Origin of the sequence: Herbaspirillum sp. WKF16, assembly GCF_028993615.1 — a bacterium.
GTDB lineage: Bacteria > Pseudomonadota > Gammaproteobacteria > Burkholderiales > Burkholderiaceae_D > Herbaspirillum.
The window spans coordinates 3,070,571-3,087,616 of record NZ_CP118632.1 but is presented as its reverse complement, the minus strand read 5'-3'; the positions used below and the strand labels follow the sequence as shown (position 1 = coordinate 3,087,616).

15 protein-coding genes are annotated in these 17,046 nt (G+C 62.0%); 10 read left to right on the top strand and 5 right to left on the bottom strand.

Annotated features, from left to right (window positions below):
• The first annotated feature begins 62 nt into the window (after positions 1 to 62).
• The 10 genes from Herbaro_RS13980 (at position 63) to Herbaro_RS13935 (ending at position 9,643) form a co-directional block, all read left to right on the top strand.
• Positions 63 to 1,232, top strand: coding sequence for a cystathionine beta-lyase (locus tag Herbaro_RS13980; RefSeq protein WP_275010233.1), 1,170 nt, complete (start codon positions 63 to 65; stop codon positions 1,230 to 1,232).
• Between the two features lie 579 nt (positions 1,233 to 1,811).
• Positions 1,812 to 2,129, top strand: a complete 318-nt coding sequence (flhD, locus tag Herbaro_RS13975; RefSeq protein ID WP_017451773.1) for a flagellar transcriptional regulator FlhD — start codon at positions 1,812 to 1,814, stop codon at positions 2,127 to 2,129.
• A 176-nt stretch (positions 2,130 to 2,305) separates the two neighbouring features.
• The gene (gene flhC, locus Herbaro_RS13970) at positions 2,306 to 2,905 is read left to right on the top strand and encodes a flagellar transcriptional regulator FlhC (protein ID WP_275010232.1); all 600 of its coding nucleotides are present in this window, start codon (positions 2,306 to 2,308) and stop codon (positions 2,903 to 2,905) included.
• Between the two features lie 60 nt (positions 2,906 to 2,965).
• Positions 2,966 to 3,760, top strand: coding sequence for a class I SAM-dependent methyltransferase (locus Herbaro_RS13965; protein WP_275010231.1), 795 nt, complete (start codon positions 2,966 to 2,968; stop codon positions 3,758 to 3,760).
• 169 nt (positions 3,761 to 3,929) lie between these two features.
• The gene (gene motA / locus Herbaro_RS13960; RefSeq protein ID WP_275010230.1) at positions 3,930 to 4,790 is read left to right on the top strand and encodes a flagellar motor stator protein MotA; all 861 of its coding nucleotides are present in this window, start codon (positions 3,930 to 3,932) and stop codon (positions 4,788 to 4,790) included.
• Between the two features lie 65 nt (positions 4,791 to 4,855).
• The gene (gene motB, locus Herbaro_RS13955; RefSeq protein WP_275010229.1) at positions 4,856 to 5,794 is read left to right on the top strand and encodes a flagellar motor protein MotB; all 939 of its coding nucleotides are present in this window, start codon (positions 4,856 to 4,858) and stop codon (positions 5,792 to 5,794) included.
• Positions 5,795 to 5,835: 41 nt separating this feature from the next.
• Positions 5,836 to 6,390 carry a chemotaxis protein gene (locus Herbaro_RS13950; RefSeq protein ID WP_275010228.1) on the top strand — a complete coding sequence of 185 codons (555 nt, stop codon included), beginning with the start codon at positions 5,836 to 5,838 and terminating at the stop codon, positions 6,388 to 6,390.
• A 147-nt stretch (positions 6,391 to 6,537) separates the two neighbouring features.
• Positions 6,538 to 6,903 carry a response regulator gene (locus tag Herbaro_RS13945; protein ID WP_275014021.1) on the top strand — a complete coding sequence of 122 codons (366 nt, stop codon included), beginning with the start codon at positions 6,538 to 6,540 and terminating at the stop codon, positions 6,901 to 6,903.
• A 55-nt stretch (positions 6,904 to 6,958) separates the two neighbouring features.
• Positions 6,959 to 9,118, top strand: coding sequence for a chemotaxis protein CheA (cheA, locus tag Herbaro_RS13940; protein WP_275010227.1), 2,160 nt, complete (start codon positions 6,959 to 6,961; stop codon positions 9,116 to 9,118).
• A gap of 18 nt (positions 9,119 to 9,136) precedes the next feature.
• Positions 9,137 to 9,643 carry a chemotaxis protein CheW gene (locus Herbaro_RS13935; protein ID WP_275010226.1) on the top strand — a complete coding sequence of 169 codons (507 nt, stop codon included), beginning with the start codon at positions 9,137 to 9,139 and terminating at the stop codon, positions 9,641 to 9,643.
• A gap of 176 nt (positions 9,644 to 9,819) precedes the next feature.
• Here Herbaro_RS13935 and Herbaro_RS13930 read toward each other — a convergent pair whose 3' ends face one another.
• From Herbaro_RS13930 to Herbaro_RS13910, 5 genes are all read right to left on the bottom strand, one after another.
• Positions 9,820 to 11,064: a DUF2863 family protein gene (locus Herbaro_RS13930; protein WP_275010225.1), complete on the bottom strand. Its 1,245-nt coding sequence runs from the start codon at positions 11,062 to 11,064 to the stop codon at positions 9,820 to 9,822.
• A 183-nt stretch (positions 11,065 to 11,247) separates the two neighbouring features.
• On the bottom strand, positions 11,248 to 13,959 hold the full coding sequence (acnA, locus tag Herbaro_RS13925) for an aconitate hydratase AcnA (RefSeq protein ID WP_275010224.1): 2,712 nt from the start codon (positions 13,957 to 13,959) through the stop codon (positions 11,248 to 11,250).
• A 140-nt stretch (positions 13,960 to 14,099) separates the two neighbouring features.
• Positions 14,100 to 14,633: a hypothetical protein gene (locus Herbaro_RS13920; protein ID WP_275010223.1), complete on the bottom strand. Its 534-nt coding sequence runs from the start codon at positions 14,631 to 14,633 to the stop codon at positions 14,100 to 14,102.
• A 23-nt stretch (positions 14,634 to 14,656) separates the two neighbouring features.
• Entirely contained in the window at positions 14,657 to 15,658 is a 1,002-nt protein-coding gene (locus Herbaro_RS13915) for an HpcH/HpaI aldolase/citrate lyase family protein (protein ID WP_275014020.1), read from the bottom strand.
• Between the two features lie 76 nt (positions 15,659 to 15,734).
• The gene (locus tag Herbaro_RS13910; protein ID WP_275010222.1) at positions 15,735 to 16,724 is read right to left on the bottom strand and encodes a malate dehydrogenase; all 990 of its coding nucleotides are present in this window, start codon (positions 16,722 to 16,724) and stop codon (positions 15,735 to 15,737) included.
• Between the last annotated feature and the right edge of the window lie 322 nt (positions 16,725 to 17,046).

Below are 17,046 nucleotides of genomic sequence, written 5' to 3'. Positions count from 1 at the left end.
GCAGTTTCGCATGAGGTCAGCGCTCCTCGCCGCCGCGCGTCCCAGTTTCCAAAGGCAGATTCGTGTCAGAACAAAACACTACCCCGCAGACCTCCCTGATCCACAGCCAATATCGTGCCCCTGACGGCTTCGAGGCATTCCCGGTCGGCATTCACCATGCTTCCACCGTGCTGTTCCCCAACGTCGAGGCGATGCGCTCGCGCGACTGGCGCGAAAAGCTGGGCTACACCTACGGCCTGCACGGAACGCCGACCAGCTTCGTGCTGGAGGCGCGGCTGGCCGAGATCGAGGGCGGCAATTATTGCCGCGTGACGCCCAGCGGCCTGGCGGCGATCGCCATGGTCAACTTCGCCTTCCTCAAGACCGGCGACGATGTGCTGCTGCCGGATAACGTCTACGGCCCCAGCAAGGATCTCGGCCAGTGGCTGGAGCGCGACTTCAACATCACCGCGCGTTTCTACGACCCGATGATCGGGGCCGGCATCGCCGACCTGATCCTGCCCAATACGCGCCTGGTGTGGACTGAGGCGCCGGGGTCCGTGTCGATGGAGGTGCCTGATATTCCGGCCTTGTGCCGCGCCGCGCATGAAAAGGGCGTGCTGGTGGCGATCGACAATACCTGGGCCGCGGGGCTGGCCTTCAAGGCCTTCGAGCATGGCGTGGACATCGTCATGCAGGCGGTCACCAAATACCAGTCGGGCGGCTCCGACGTGCTGATGGGCGCGGTGATCGTGCGCGACCAGGGCTTGAACGAGAAGCTGGAACTGGCGCACATGCGGCTGGGCTTCGGCGTGGGTATGGACGACGTCTATCTCGTGTTGCGCAGCCTGTCTTCCATGAAGCTGCGCTTCGAAGCGCATGACGCCGCCGCGCGCCAGGTGGCGGCATGGCTCAAGCAGCGTCCGGAGATCGTCGCCGTGCTGCACCCGGCCTTCGAGGATTGCCCCGGGCATGAATTCTGGAAGCGCGACTTCACCGGCGCCGGCGGCCTGTTCTCCGTGATCGTCGACCCGCGCTTCAGCGAAGAGCAGACCGACCGCTTCGTCGACAGCCTGCGCCTGTTCAAGATCGGCTACAGCTGGGGTGGGGCGCACAGCCTGTGCGTGCCGTACCGTATGCGCGGCATGCGGCGCGCCTGGATGAGGGAGGGGCAGCTGGTGCGCTTCAACATCGGCCTGGAGTCGCCCGAAGACCTGATTCGGGACATCGAGCAAGCCATGGGCAGGATGTAGGCCGGGAAGGCGACATGTTCCGCGATTTACTTGTCGGCAATTGAATTGAAGGAAATGTTGCCTTCTGTTTGCGGCTTTATTGCCAGCGCAGCAGTTCTACAATGAAGCTTGTCATCATCCTGTTGCGAAAACAGTGTAAGCCTTTGTAAAAAGATGCAAGTTTCAGCCGTCGCATCGAGAACAAAACTACATTGCAGGCAACAAAGGCTTATGGGCTGCGCTGATGAGCTAGTCGTTGGCAAGCAACATAAGACGGGCATATGCAAATAATTTACATATGCTTTTATTGGGTGTTTTGCAATTTTCTGGCGCGATTTCGTTGCGGAAATATTTTTTGTTAGAAGTTTGATTACGGCCTCGAAAGTCTTCTGTAGTCAGACTTCCTTATCGGCATACTTGTCGATAAGGAAATAATCCCCGATTTTTGTCAGACAAAGACCTACAAGAGGCCCGGTGGCGTCTCTGACGAAAAATACCGACCAAGTCTAATTTCCCGCCTTTCTCCCCCCCCTCAGAATTGGCTTGCAGTCAAGTAAATGTAACTGACTGTAAGCAGTTCTCTTTTGAGGCGGGGTGCAAATGAATACCAACGACATGATGGCGGAAATTCGAGACGCCAATCTGAGCTATCTGATGCTGGCGCAGCAGATGATCCGCTCCGACAAGCCGACGGCGATTTTCCGGCTCGGCATCAGCGCCGAGATCGCGGACCTGATCGAAGGTCTCTCCAATGCGCAGATCATGAAGTTGGCGGCCACCAATATGATGCTGACGCGCTTTCGCTTCGACGATGGCGCCATTCTCGGCATGCTGACGAACTACAACAAGGACAAAAGCCTGGCCCAGTCGCATGCGGCCATCCTGATGGCTTGTCAGCCCAGCGAACAAATTTCGTAAAACAACAAGACGAGCAGGACCGGCGCATCGCGTTAGTCAGTCAACGCGCCGGTGGGGAAGACGTTGAGTAGCACATAAGTTGGTCTTGGAAGTTTGAAGCCTGATGCCTCGCCCTGAAAACAAGTGGCGAGGATGGGGTCAGGCAGAATCGTTACGAAATCATCGGGGGTAGTAACATGGCTAAGAAAAGCGTTGTCACAGAGGCGCAGGAAATTCAGTTGGCCATAGAGCTGATCAATCTGGGGGCGCGCCTCCAGCTGCTGGAATCGGAAACTTCGCTGTCGCGCGAGCGCCTGCTGAAGCTCTACAAGGAATTGAAGGGCGTTTCTCCGCCCAAGGGCATGCTGCCGTTCTCCACGGACTGGTTCATCACCTGGCAGCCCAACATCCATTCTTCGCTGTTCATCAATATCCACAAGTATCTGGTGGAATACGCCCGCATCTCCGGCATCGAAGCCGTGATGAAGGCCTACAAGCTCTACCTCGAGCAGGTTGGCCATTCGGACTCGGGTGAGCCGGTGCTGTCGTTGACCCGCGCCTGGACCCTGGTGCGCTTCTTCGAAAGCAAGATGCTGATGACCACGCCCTGCTGCAAGTGCAACGGCCATTACGTCGTGCATCGCCTGGACCTGCACCAGGATTACATGTGCGGCCTGTGCCACATGCCCTCGCGCGCCGGCAAGACCAAGAAGGCCAAGGATGCCGTCGTGGTCGCCATGTCCGAGTCCGCGCTGATGCCGGTGGCCGTTTCGGCGCCGCTGGCCGCCGTGGCCTGAGGATTGACGCATTTTTTTGCGGCGGCGTACGCATTCATCAGCATGGGGCCGCTCGCATAGATGTCAGAACACCAGAATGATCCGGGCGCCCGCCGCAGGCCGCTGCTGCAGGCGCCTGCGGTGCAGGCGCTGTTCCTCTTCTTCATCGGCCTGGTCGGCGCCAACGTGCTGGATGTCTTGGCGCAGCGCGCAGGCCTGTCTCCCTTTTCCCCGTTCCAGACTTCGCTGCTGCACGGCGTGATCGCCGCGCTGCTGGCGCGCCTGCGCCGCATGGCGGCGTGGTGGTGGTTCATCCTGCTGGTGTTTCCCGCGGCAGCCCTGGGCGTGGGGCAGTTGCACCTGCCTTCCTGGCTGTTCCTGGCCGTCTTCCTGTTCCTGCTGGTGCTGTTCTGGTCCACCTTCCGCAGCCAGGTGCCGTTCTACCCGTCCGGCCAGCCGGCCTGGGATGCGGTGGCCGGGTTGTTGCCGCAGGGGAGGCCGATCCGCTTCATGGATATCGGCAGCGGCCTGGGCGGCGCCGTGCTCAACCTGGCCCGCCGCCGGCCCGAGAGTGAATTCATCGGCATCGAGATCGCGCCGCTGCCCTGGCTGGTAAGCCGGGTGAGGGCGGCCATGAACGGCAACCGCTGCCGCTTCGTGCGCGGCGACTACCTGCTGCTGGACTTTGCCGACTACGACGTGGTGTTCGCCTATCTGTCCCCGGCCGCCATGGCGGCGCTGTGGCGCAAGGCCAGGGCCGAGATGCGCGGCGGCTCACTGCTGCTCAGTTATGAGTTCCATATCCCGGAGGCGCCTCCGGACATCGTGATCCAGCCCGAGGGGGGCGGCCCGGTGCTGCATGGATGGCGCATGTAGCGAAAGTGGATACGGCGAGACGCTACGTATTAAGTTTGCGCAAATTCAGCCGTAAATCGAAAAGGAAGGGCGTTTTTCGGATATGTATTCCCCCATTTGCTTGATTGGAATACATGTAATCTGACGAACGTGAAAATACACTCAACGCCACTGGGACGGGAGTAGGCACTTGTTAGTCATAATTGGATATGTCGTGGTCTGCTTCTCCGTCTTCGGCGGATTCGCAATGTCGGGCGGCCACCTGGGGGCGCTGTTTCAGCCACTTGAACTGCTGATGATCGGCGGCGCCGCGCTTGGCGCTTTCCTTGTCGGCAACAACAACAAGGCCATCAAGGCCACCATGAAAGCCATGCCGAGCGTCTTCAAGGGCTCGGTGTACACCAAGGCGCTGTACATGGAGCTGATGGCGCTGTTGTTCGAGATTCTGACCAAGTCGCGCAAAGAGGGCCTGATGTCGATCGAAGGCGACATCGAAGAGCCTGAGAACAGCCCGATCTTCAGCAAGTACCCCGGCGTGCTGGCCGACCATCACCTGATCGAATTCATGACCGACTACCTGCGCCTGATGGTGTCGGGCAACATGGATGCGTTCCAGATCGAAAACCTGATGGACAACGAAATCGAGACGCACCACCACGAGGGCGAGATTCCGGTGCACTGCATTGCCAAGCTGGGCGACGGCATGCCGGCGTTCGGTATCGTGGCGGCGGTGATGGGCGTGGTGCACACCATGGAATCGGTGGGCATCCCGCCTTCGGAACTGGGTATGCTGATCGCGCACGCGCTGGTCGGTACCTTCCTCGGTATTCTGCTGGCGTACGGCTTCGTGGGCCCGCTGTCGAGCCTGCTGGAGCAGAAGTTGCACGAATCGACCAAGATCTACCAATGCGTCAAGGTTACCCTGTTGGCCAGCCTGAATGGCTATGCGCCGGCGCTGTCGATCGAATTCGGCCGCAAGGTCCTGTTCTCGACCGAACGCCCGACCTTCCTCGAACTGGAAGAGCACGTGAAGCAGGCCAAGAGCAAATAAGGCGATCGGACCCGAAGTACATATCGATTCCACAGCAACCAGAGTATTGAAGCAGGAGTAGAGGCATGGCCGACGAAGGGCTACGTCCCATTATTGTTAAACGGATCAAGAAGGGCGGCGGCGGTCACCACGGCGGCGCCTGGAAGATCGCGTACGCCGACTTCGTGACCGCGATGATGGCGTTCTTCCTGCTGATGTGGCTGCTGGGTTCGACCGCCAAGGGCGATCTCAACGGCATCGCGGAATACTTCAAGACCCCGCTGAAGGTCGCCATGGCCGGCGGCTCCGGCAGCGGCGACGCCAACACCGTGATTCCCGGCGGCGGCAAGGATCTTACCCGCCAGGACGGCCAGCTGCGCAAGGGCGAAAACGATACCGTCACTCGCAAGCAGACCTTGAAGCAGGCGCAGCAAGAGCTTGAACGCGCCGAGCGCAGCCGCCTGGAAGACCTCAAGTCGCGCCTGGAAAAGGCGATCGATTCCAATCCCACGCTCAAGCAGTTCAAGAACCAGCTGCTTATCGACATCACCTCCGAAGGCTTGCGCATCCAGATCGTCGACGAGAAGAACCGTCCGATGTTCGCCCTGGCCAGCGCGCAGCTGCAGCCCTACACCCGGGACATCCTGCATGAGATCGGCCGCACGCTCAACGACGTGCCCAACCGGATCAGCCTCTCGGGCCACACCGACGCCACGCCGTATTCGAGCGGCGAGCGCGGTTACAGCAACTGGGAATTGTCGGCCGATCGCGCCAACGCCTCGCGCCGGGAGCTGATCCTGGGCGGCATGGACGAATCCAAGGTATTGCGCGTGGTGGGCCTGTCGTCCGCCGTGCTGCTGGACAAGGAAGATCCGTTCAATCCCATCAATCGCCGCATCAGCATCATCGTGATGAACAAGAAGGCCGAGGAGCTGGTGGAGAAGGATAGCGGCTCGCTCAACGTTCCGACCGACGCCAGCGATGGCGACGTTCAGGAAGGCCTGAGCGCTCCGGCGAAGAATTGACGCCGACGTTGTTTTAATTGATCACGGGAAGAGAGCCGGATATGCCGACCAAGACAATGCTGCATGAGCTCAAGCGCTTGCTGCTCGACACGGCAAGCGGCGGCAGCCGCCAATTGACGGAAGTGGAGTCGGACCTGGTCCAGACCAACATCCTGCTGGGCGAGGCTATCGGCAAGCTGGGCAACAGTTTCATGGACCTGCACCGGTCGGTGCAGGAGCAGCAGGTGATCCTCGAGGCGCTGATGAACGGCCAGGGCACGCTGGACGTCGAGAGCATAGAAAAGCTCAAGGCCACCCAGAGCGAAGTCAGCCAGCACGTCAATGCGGCCGTGACCGGCCTGCAATTCCAGGACATGACCAGCCAGCTGCTGGAGCGTATCGTGCGTCGAGTGATCGGCCTGCGCGAAGCGCTCGGCGTGCTCAGCGCCAACAGCTTCGAGATCGTTCCCGAGCAGGGGCAGAGCGACGAGGAACTGGAAAAGCTGCTGTCGGCCACCGTGCACGCCATCGAGGAGCGCCTCAACGTGCTGGACACGGGCTTGTGGAAAGCCGTGCGCCAGACCCGCATGGAAAGCGGCGACATCGAGTTGTTCTAGCCGGGCGCGCCTGCCGGGAGGGCGGCAGAGTGAAACAAGATTGAACTAGGTCATTCCGGCATGCCCGGGACAGTGCGGCCGAAGGCGCTGGTGCGGCATAATCCGGTATTTGCGATTGCAGCCATATTGAAGAAACAGGGAGTAACAATGTCTAAAACGATTCTCGCGGTAGATGATTCCGGATCGCTGCGTCAGATGGTGGTTTTTAGCCTGAAGGCTGCGGGTTACAACGTCACGGAAGCGGTCGACGGCGTGGATGCGCTGGAAAAGGCCAAGTCGCAAACCTTCGATCTGGTGTTGACCGACCAGAACATGCCGCGCATGGATGGCCTGACCTTGATCCGCTCCCTGCGCGAGTTGACCAGTTATGCGCGGGTGCCCATCCTGATGCTGACCACCGAGTTCAGCGACGAGATGAAGGCCAAGGGCAAGGCGGCCGGCGCCAACGGCTGGCTGGTCAAGCCGTTCGATCCGCAGCGCCTGACCGAAGTCGTCAAAAAAGTGATCGGCTGATCCACAACAACAACGACAACGACGACACGTACCGCATTCATGACGGAGCCCAGGCATGAGCATTGATATGAGCCAGTTTTTCCAGGTCTTCTTCGACGAGGCCGAGGAAGGGCTCGCCGAGATGGAAAAGCTGTTGTTGGCCGTCAATGTGGCCGCGCCGGATTCTGAGGATCTGAACGCGATCTTCCGCGCCGCCCATTCGATCAAAGGCGGCTCCTCCACGTTCGGCCTGAGCGACATCGCCGGCGTCACGCACGTGCTGGAGTCCTTGCTGGACCGTATTCGCCAGGGCCAGATGGCGCTGACCGCCGAGCACGTGGACGCCTTCCTGGCGGCCAAGGACGTGCTCAAATCCATGCTGGACGGCCACAAGCACGGCGCGGAAGTCGACCAGGATGCGGTCGGCGACGTGCGCATGCTGCTGCAGTCGCTGTCCGAAGGCAAGAGCTCCGCTCCGGCGAAATCCTCGCCCGCTGCCCACCCGGCGACCCCGGCTGCGGCGCCCGGCGGAGTACAGCGTTACCGCATCGAGATGCCGGAGATCACCGACAAGGATGCCGAGGCGCTCTCCGACGAGCTGGCCATGCTGGGCAAGATCGAGAAGTCCAAGTCGCCCGAAGGGCGCTGGGTGTTCATCCTCGATACCGCCGAACCGATCGATGACGTGGTCGCCATCTGCGCCTTCATCGTCAACGTCGCCGATCTCAAGATTTCGCAAGCCGTTGAACCGGTCCACGCCAAGGAAGAGGAGCAGGGCTACGGCTTCTTCGACAATTTCACGACCCAGGAGCAGCGCGAGCGCATCCAGGGTTACGGCTTCCTCGATAACCACACGACGATCGAAGACAAGGAGCGCGAGCAGGGCTACGGCTTCTTCGCGCCCTTCGTGCCGCTCGACATCAAGGCCAAGAAGGCCGAGTCCGAGACGGAGCATCATCATCCCGATGAGGCGCCGCTGCCTGTCACCGAACATGCCGCGGCAGAAAAGAAGGCCGCCAAGGGCGCTGCCGCCGCGGCAGCCGGCCATGAGTCGTCGTCCATCCGCGTCAGCGTCGAGAAGGTCGACCAGCTGATCAACCTGGTCGGCGAGCTGGTCATCACGCAAGCCATGATCGAGCAGCGGGTCGGCAAGCTCGACCCGATGATGCACGAACACCTGTTGAACAGCGTCAGCCAGCTGAGCCGCAACACGCGCGACCTGCAAGAGTCGGTGATGTCGATCCGCATGATGCCGATGGACTACGTCTTCTCGCGCTTCCCGCGCATGGTGCGCGACCTGGCGCACAAGCTGGGCAAGCAGGTCGAGTTCGTCACCCACGGCGCCGCCACCGAGCTGGACAAGGGCCTGATCGAGCGCATCGTCGATCCGCTGACCCACCTGGTGCGCAACAGCATCGACCACGGCATCGAGCTGCCCGACGCGCGGCGCGAGGCCGGCAAGAGCGAGGCCGGCACGCTGTCGTTGTCGGCCGAGCACCAGGGCGGCAACATCATCATCGAAGTCACCGACGACGGCGGCGGCTTGAACCGCGACAAGATCCTGGCCAAGGCCAAGTTGCAGGGCATGCCGGTGTCGGACAACATCAGCGACGCCGATGTCTGGCAACTGATCTTCGAACCGGGCTTCTCCACCGCCGAGCAGGTGACCGACGTGTCGGGCCGCGGCGTGGGCATGGATGTGGTCAAGCGCAACATCCTGGCCATGGGCGGCGTGGTGGATATCCGCTCCAGCAAGGGCTTCGGCACCACGATCTCGATCTCGCTGCCGTTGACGCTGGCCATCCTGGACGGCATGTCGATCCGCATCGGCGAAGAGGTGTATATATTGCCGCTGGGATATGTGGTTGAATCTTTGCAGCCGATGGCGCAAGATATCAAGGAAATCAGCGGCCAAGGCCAGGTGCTGCGGGTTCGTGGCGAATACCTGCCGTTGATACCGCTTTATCAGATTTTCAACATCACTCCCTCGTTCACCGACCCTTCGCAGGGGCTGGTGGTGATCCTGGAGTCCGATGGCAAGAAGGCGGCGCTGTTCGTGGACGACTTGATCGGCCAGCAACAGATTGTGGTGAAAAACCTCGAATCGAATTATCGCAAGGTAGCCGGCATTTCAGGTGCTACCATTCTGGGTGACGGCGGCGTCGCCTTGATTGTTGATGTGGCAGCCTTGCTGCGCTCCAGCCGCCAATTGAATGACGAATCTGTATTTTCCTGATTTTTAAAGGGCCTCAACATGTCTGACACTGCATCCAAGAATCTTTCCGGCTTCGGCGAAAAGACCGACAGCAACGGGAACGAGTTTCTTGCCTTCACCCTGGGCAAGGAAGAATACGGCATCGATATTCTGAAAGTCCAGGAAATCCGCGGCTATGAAGCCGTGACGCGCATCGCGAATTCCCCTGAGTTCATCAAGGGCGTGGTCAACCTGCGCGGCATCATCGTGCCCATCGTCGACATGCGCATCAAGTTCCAGCTGGGCGAGCCGACCTACGACCAGTTCACCGTTGTCATCATCCTGAACATCGGCGGCCGTGTGGTCGGCATGGTGGTCGACAGCGTGTCCGACGTGATCACCCTGACCCAGGAACAGATCAAGCCGGCCCCGGAAATGGGCACCACGTTCGACTCCGACTACCTGATCGGCCTGGGCACCCTGGAACAGCGCATGCTGATCCTGGTGGACATCGACAAGCTGATGTCCAGCGCCGAAATGGGCCTGATCGAAAAGCTGGCGGCCTGACAGGGGCTTCCGGCCCCGGCACTTCCGGATTCGGAGGAGACGAAGGCCGGGTGGGGCGTCACAGCCTTATTCGGGAAAAACGGGCGCGGGCTTGAGCCCAAGCGCCCGATACAGAAAAGGAAAAGGCATCCGCCGTCATGGCGGATGCCTTTTTTATTGGCCGTTCGCAGGCCCGCTCAGTGGAAATGCTCCGCCGCGGGAGGCGTGTCTTCCGGCATTTCGGCGTGCACCAGTTCGCCCTCGCGATCCGGGAACAGGGGCGCGCCGCAGTCATCGCAGAACTCCATCGTGAAGCGCTCGGCATGGTGCTTGATATGCACGATGCCGCATTCGCGCAGCACGGTCAGGATCTCTTGCAGCGGGCTGGGATGCAGGGACTCCATCAGGCCGGCGTCAGCCGGCAGCAGCGGCATGTCTTCGCCGCTTTCCTGCTCATAGAGCGGCCAGACCGTGCCATAGACGACGGTGGGATCGCCGCCGATGGAAAAACCGATGCGGTATTCGTCGACCTGTCCGTTGATATCTTCCGAGAAGCCGCCGATGCTGGCGTGCAGCTCGGACGAGGAAATGTCCAGCGTCTGCGTGAGGAAGTAATCGGCGGCGCGGATCGAGGCCGGGCGGATGCGCTTGTCAGCCTCGCGGCAGCCGAAATAATAGGCCTGCGGCAACAGCAGCTCGACGCTGCAGCCGGGCAGCATGCGCGTGAAGAGCGGCGTGACTTGCTGCTTCCAGGCATCGAATGCGGCCGTCTTGTTGCTCGAGAAGTGGCCCTGCTGCTCGCTTTCCTGCCAGTGGAAGAGGGCCGTGCCGGTCGGCACGACCACCGCCGCGATCACATAGCGGGTGTCGGCCAGGAAGGCCGCGGAGGGCTGCTGCTCCCCGCGCAACTGCACCGGGGTGTTCTTCAGCGCGGCCTGGCCCATCTGGCGCGTCAGCGCGAAGACCTCGGTGTGGTAGCGCGGCAGCTGCTCGATGGCGAACAAGGTGGGGGCCAGCGCCAGTTTGGCATCCTTGGCCAGCACGTGCGCGTGCAGGTGGGCGGCGACGGCGTTCTGCATGTCCGCGGCGATATTGCCCGAGCCGATGGCGAAACGGGTCCAGGCCAGCACCGGCAGCACCAGCAACTGCACATCGTACTCGGCGCCGTCGACCTCCAGCGTGGTGGATTCGCTGCCGGCCTCCACCGCTTCGATCAGCACGTCATAGGCGTCCAGGTCGGCCTTGAACAGGTGATCCAGGGCAGCATCGATCAAGGGTTGGTGGCCGGTGCGCAGCAGCTTGTTGAGCAGGGCGTCCAGCGGCTTGAGCCAGGCCCGCTCCTCGAGCCGGCTGGAGGCTTGCGCGATGGCCTGCGCGAAGGTGACCAGATGCTGGCTATCGGCGGAAAGCTTGGAAGAAGAACGTTTGGCGGGACGACGCATGGATGGGGTTCTGTATGGACGAAACTTTGTATTGTAGATGATTTGACCGCAAACTCAGGCTGCCGTGCCGATGACCTTTTCGCCGAGGGGGCGGGCAGCAAGCGACCAATAAAAAACGCCGGACGGATCCGGCGTTTTTTATTGCCGGCGCCGCCCAAAGGCGGCGCCGTGACATCGAACCGCTTAGGCCGCCAGCAGCTGACGCAGCACGAACGGCAGGATGCCGCCATGCTTGTAGTAGTCCACTTCGATCGGGGTATCGATGCGCAGCAGGACCTTCACTTCCTTGGTTTCGCCGTTCTTGCGACGGATCACCAGGGTGGCGTCCTGTTGCGGCTTGATTTCGCCGTCCAGGCCCTTCAGGTCGAAGGTTTCGTCGCCGGTGATGCCCAGCGTCTGCACGCTGTCGTTGCCCTTGAACTGTAGCGGCAGCACGCCCATGCCGACCAGGTTGGAACGGTGGATGCGCTCGAACGAACGGGCGATCACGGCCTTCACGCCCAGCAGCTGGGTGCCCTTGGCGGCCCAGTCGCGCGAGGAGCCGGTACCGTACTCTTCGCCGCCGAAGACCATGGTCGGGGTTTCTGCTGCGACGTACTTCATCGCTGCGTCGTAGATCGACATTTCTTCACCGGTCGGCTGGTGCAGGGTGATGCCGCCTTCAACGCGCGAGCCGTCGGGCTTGGCCGGGATCATCAGGTTCTTGATGCGCACGTTGGCGAAGGTGCCGCGCATCATGATCTCGTGGTTGCCGCGACGCGAACCGTAGGAGTTGAAGTCCGCCTTCAGGACGCCATTGGCTTGCAGCCACTTGCCGGCCGGGCTGGATTCCTTGATCGAACCGGCCGGGGAGATGTGGTCGGTGGTGATCGAATCGCCGAACACGCCCAGCGCGCGGGCGCCGGTGATGCCGGCCGACGTGATCTTCGGCACTTCGGTGAAGTTCTCGAAGAACGGCGGCTCGGCGATGTAGGTCGACGACGGCCAGTTGTAGACCTCGCCCTTGGCGACGCCCTTGATGGCTTCCCACAGCTTGCCCGGAGCGCCCTTGACGTCGGCGTAGTTCTCCTTGAAGGTCTTGGCGTTCATCGCGAACTTGAGCAGCTTTTCGATCTCCTGCGAGGTCGGCCAGATGTCGCCCAAGTAGATGTCCTTGCCGCCACGGCCCTTGCCGACCGGTTCGGTCATCAGGTCGCGGGTGACGTTGCCGGCGATGGCGTAGGCCACGACCAGCGGAGGCGATGCCAGGAAGTTGGCGCGGATGTTCGGGTGAATACGCGCTTCGAAGTTGCGGTTGCCCGACAGCACGGCAGCCGCCACCACGTCGTTCTTGACGATGGTTTCGTTCATGGCCGCGGTCAGGTCGCCGGCGTTGCCGATGCAAGTGGTGCAACCGTAGGCGGTCACGCCGAAGCCCAGCTTTTCCAGGTAGGGCAGCAGGCCGGCGGCTTCCAGGTACTTGGTCACCACGCGCGAGCCAGGGGCCAGCGAGGTCTTGATGTGCGGCGCGACCTTCAGGCCGGCTTCCACCGCCTTCTTGGCCAGCAGGCCCGCGGCCAGCAGCACGCTCGGGTTGGAGGTGTTGGTGCACGACGTGATGGCGGCGATCAGCACGTCGCCGTTGTGCATGTCCACACCGTCGGCGTTCTTGTAGGTCGCGGTCAGGTCTTCGGCCTTCTTGTTGAAGCCGTTTTCAGCGGTCGGCTTGGTGAACAGGTCGGTGAAGTTCGACTTGACGCTGCCGATTTCGATACGGTCCTGGGGACGCTTGGGGCCTGCCAGCGACGGCGTCACCGAGCCCAGGTCCAGCGAGACTTCCTGGGTGTAGTCGATCTGGCCTGCCTTGGGCACGCCGTACAGTTCCTGCGCCTTGAAGTAGGCTTCGAAGGCATCGATCTCGGCCTTGGTGCGGCCGGTGCCCTTGAAGTATTCGATGGTGGCGTCGTCAACCGGGAAGAAGCCCATGGTGGCGCCGTATTCCGGGGCCATGTTGGCGATGGTGGCGCGGTCGGTCAGCGACAGCGACTCGGTGCCTTCGCCGAAGAATTCGACGAACTTGCCCACGACCTTGGTCTTGCGCAGCAGTTCGGTGATGGTCAGCACCAGGTCGGTGGCGGTGACGCCTTCGCGCAGCGCGCCGGTCAGGTTCACGCCGACCACGTCAGGGGTCAGGAAGTAGACCGGCTGGCCCAGCATGCCGGCTTCCGCCTCGATGCCGCCCACGCCCCAGCCGACCACGCCGATGCCGTTGATCATGGTGGTGTGGGAGTCGGTGCCCACCAGGGTGTCGGGATAGTACACGCCAGTCTTGTTGTGCACGCCGCGCGCCAGGTACTCAAGGTTGACCTGGTGGACGATGCCGAAGCCCGGGGGCACGACGCCGAAGGTGTCGAATGCCTGCATGCCCCACTTCATGAATTGGTAGCGCTCGTTGTTGCGCGAGAATTCCAGCTTCATGTTCAGGTCCAGCGCCTTCTTCTCGCGGAAGTGGTCGATCTGCACCGAGTGGTCGACTACCAGGTCCACCGGGACCAGCGGTTCGATGTTCTTGGGGTTCTTGCCCAGCTTGCTGGCGACGTTGCGCATCGCGGCCAGGTCGGCCAGCAGCGGAACGCCGGTGAAGTCCTGCAGCACCACGCGGGCGACCACGAACGGGATCTCATCGACGCGGGCGGCCTTGGCGCCCCAGCCGGCCAGTTGCTTGACGTGTTCTTCGGTGACCTTCTGGCCGTCGCAGTTGCGCAGAACCGATTCCAGCACCACGCGGATGGAAACCGGCAGGCGCGAGATATTCACACCCAGCGACTTTTGCAGCGCGGGCAGGGAGTAGAACTTGCCTTTCTTGGAACCGGAAATCTTGAATTCCTTTAGGGTGTTCAATGTGTTGCGAGACATGGCCTCTTCTCCTTAGTGGCAATTAGTGATGTTAGCTAGTCGAATCCGGTTTGCGTTGCAATGTTCAAACTGCTGGGTGCTGCCTGATTCTGTGGTACGTCCTGTGTTACGTCCTGATGCGCGATTCCTTGAGGAACCGCTCAGTTCTTCGGCGCCGCCGCCACTACCGGTGCGGCCGCCGATGCCTGTTGCTGCTCGGCGTTCTTGCATTCGTTGGCCAGCTGTTGGCCCTTCTTGGAGTCGAGCAGGAGGCCCTTGGCAGGGATGCCGATCCACACCAGGCCGACCTTGCGGTTCTCGAAGCGGTGGGCGCCGGTGGTGGTGTCCACGCGGGTCAGGCGGTTGATTTTCTTGTTCCAGCGGATGGCGATGTGCTTGTCATCGGCCTCGTTCTTCCAGATGGTCAGCTTGTTCCCAAGTTCGCAGTTGTAGTCCGCGGAGAGGGTGCCGCCCAGTTCGGGTTCACTGTCATCGTCCTCGGCGTCGGACGAGAAGGGCATCTTGGCGGCCGGCGCCGCGGCGGCTGCAGCCGCTTTCTTGGCGGGCGCCTTCTTGGCCGGAGCCTTCTTCTTGGCGGCCGGCTTGGCCGGGGCGGTTTCGGCGAAAGCCTGGGAGATGCCGGCGGCGGCGAACAGGGCGCCCAGCAGAGCGATTGCGGTCAGTTGCTTTTTCATGGACGGTGCGTCGATCGGTAACGTTACTGAGAGGTTGAAGAAGGTTCGCCGGCGGCGAACCAGGCGGCAGCCTCCTGCGGCAGCGCCAGGCCGGTGGCATGGGCGCGTTGCAGGATGCTCCAGAAATAGCGATAACTGGCCCGGTCGTGCAGATTCCCCTGATGCTGGATCGGACCCCATTGCACTGCCTGAGCCTTGAGCAAAATTTGTGCCGCCTGGCCGGCTTCCTCGGTGGAAGGCGACATCGACTGCACGATCGGCCTGATCTGGTCCGGATGAATGCTCCACATCCGGGTGTAGCCGAACTCTTGTGCCGCGCGGCGCGCATCGTCGGCGACCGCGGCGGGATTCTTGATGTCGGTCGTCACGTTATGCGACGCAACCTTGCCGTGCGCATGGCAGGCGGCGGAAATTTCCAGCTTGGCGCGGCGCACCAGCGGGTGGTCGAACTGCCCGGGGGATCGCATCGCGGCGCTCGGGATGGCGCCGTAGTGCGCCGACACGAAGTCCATCACGCCGAAAGACAGGGACTGCACCTGCGGCAGCGCCGCGATCTTCCAGACGTCGGCCAGCGCGCCGTGGGTCTCGATCAGCACGTGCAGCGGCAGCGCAGGGCGCCCGGCCGCAAGGCAAACGCGGTTGATCGATTCGAGCGCATGCAGCACGTCGTTGACGCCCTCCGGCTTGGGCAGCATGACGAAGGCCAGCTCGCGCGCGGCGCCGGAACAGATGATGGCGACGTCCTGCTCGAAATGGGGACTGCCGACGTCGTGCACGCGCGCGCCGATGCGGCCGTGGAGGTTGTCGGGGCCGGCGATCAGCGAGGCCGCCAGTTGCGCATGGCCGGCTTCATTACCGGCGGCGGCACCATCTTCGCAATCGAGCGTGATGTCGAATACCGGGCCGAGTTCCTTCTGCAGGGCGATCGACTTGCGCATCAGCTTTTCGGAGCCGGCGTAGTGATCGCAGACCGGAAGCGAAGCCGGCTGCTGTGCACCTGGGAACAAGACCTGGGAGGGATGCATTGCTGCTGAATGAGTAATTGGATCGATTCGATTGGAACTGCGCGGCGACGGTCGCCCGCCGCCGCGCATCGGTCAATTAGCCGACCAGGTGCTTCACGCCTTCGCGCTCTTCCAGCAATTCCTTGAGCGTGATGTTGATGCGCTCTTGCGAGAACGCGTCGATCTCCAGGCCCTGGACGATCTTGTACTCGCCGTTCTCGGTGGTCACCGGGAAGCCGAACATGGTGCCTTCGGGAATGCCGTAGGAACCGTCGGACGGGATGCCCATGGTGGTCCACTTGCCGTTGGTGCCCAGCACCCAGTCACGCACGTGGTCGATCGCCGCGTTGGCGGCCGACGCCGCCGAGGACAGGCCGCGGGCTTCGATGATGGCCGCGCCGCGCTTGCCGACGGTCGGCAGGAACACGTTGGCGTTCCATTCCTGGTCGTTGATGGCGTCCTTGACGGAAGCGCCATCGGCGGTGGCGAAGCGGTAGTCGGCGTACATGGTCGGCGAGTGGTTGCCCCACACGCACAGCTTCTCGATGGCGCCGACCGGCTTGCCGATCTTGGCGGCCACTTGCGACAGGGCGCGGTTGTGATCCAGGCGCAGCATGGCGGTGAAGTTCTTGGCCGGCAGGTTCGGGGCCGACTTCATGGCGATGTAAGCGTTGGTGTTGGCCGGGTTGCCGACCACCAGCACCTTGACGTCGCGCGAAGCCACGGCGTCCAGCGCACGGCCCTGCACGGTGAAGATCTGGGCGTTGGCTTCCAGCAGGTCCTTGCGCTCCATGCCGGGGCCGCGGGGGCGGGCACCGACCAGCAGGGCGATATCGGCGTCCTTGAATGCGGTCATGGGGTCGCTGTGGGCGGTCACGCCGGCCAGCAGCGGGAACGCGCAGTCGTCGATCTCCATGATCACGCCCTTCAGCGCCTTCTGGGCCTTCTCATCGGGGATTTCCAGCAGTTGCAGGATGACCGGCTGGTCTTTGCCGAGCAGGTCGCCGTTGGCGATGCGGAACAGCAGGGAGTAACCGATCTGACCGGCGGCGCCGGTGACGGCAACACGCTTTGGGGCTTTAGCCATGTGAATCTCCAATAGAGGTGATGAAAAAAAGCATTCCAGACTGCATCGAAGCGCACGTGCGGTCGTGTCGCGCATGGCGCGGCAGGGCCGTCTGCGGTTGCTTCTGGTTTGCGCGAAATAGCTGCGCGACTTCCTCGAATTCTTGTTAGGCCGCCATGATACCGTCGAAAACGCAGCGAGTCAGTTGCTTTTGTCCGCGGCCATGCCGGCAGCCCGAAAACCTGTCACACTTGTGTTCAGGCGACATGAAAACACGAAATCCAAAGAGCCTAAATGCAATCGATTCTCGTTATCGTTGACCGGCCGGAAGTTCGCGTCACGC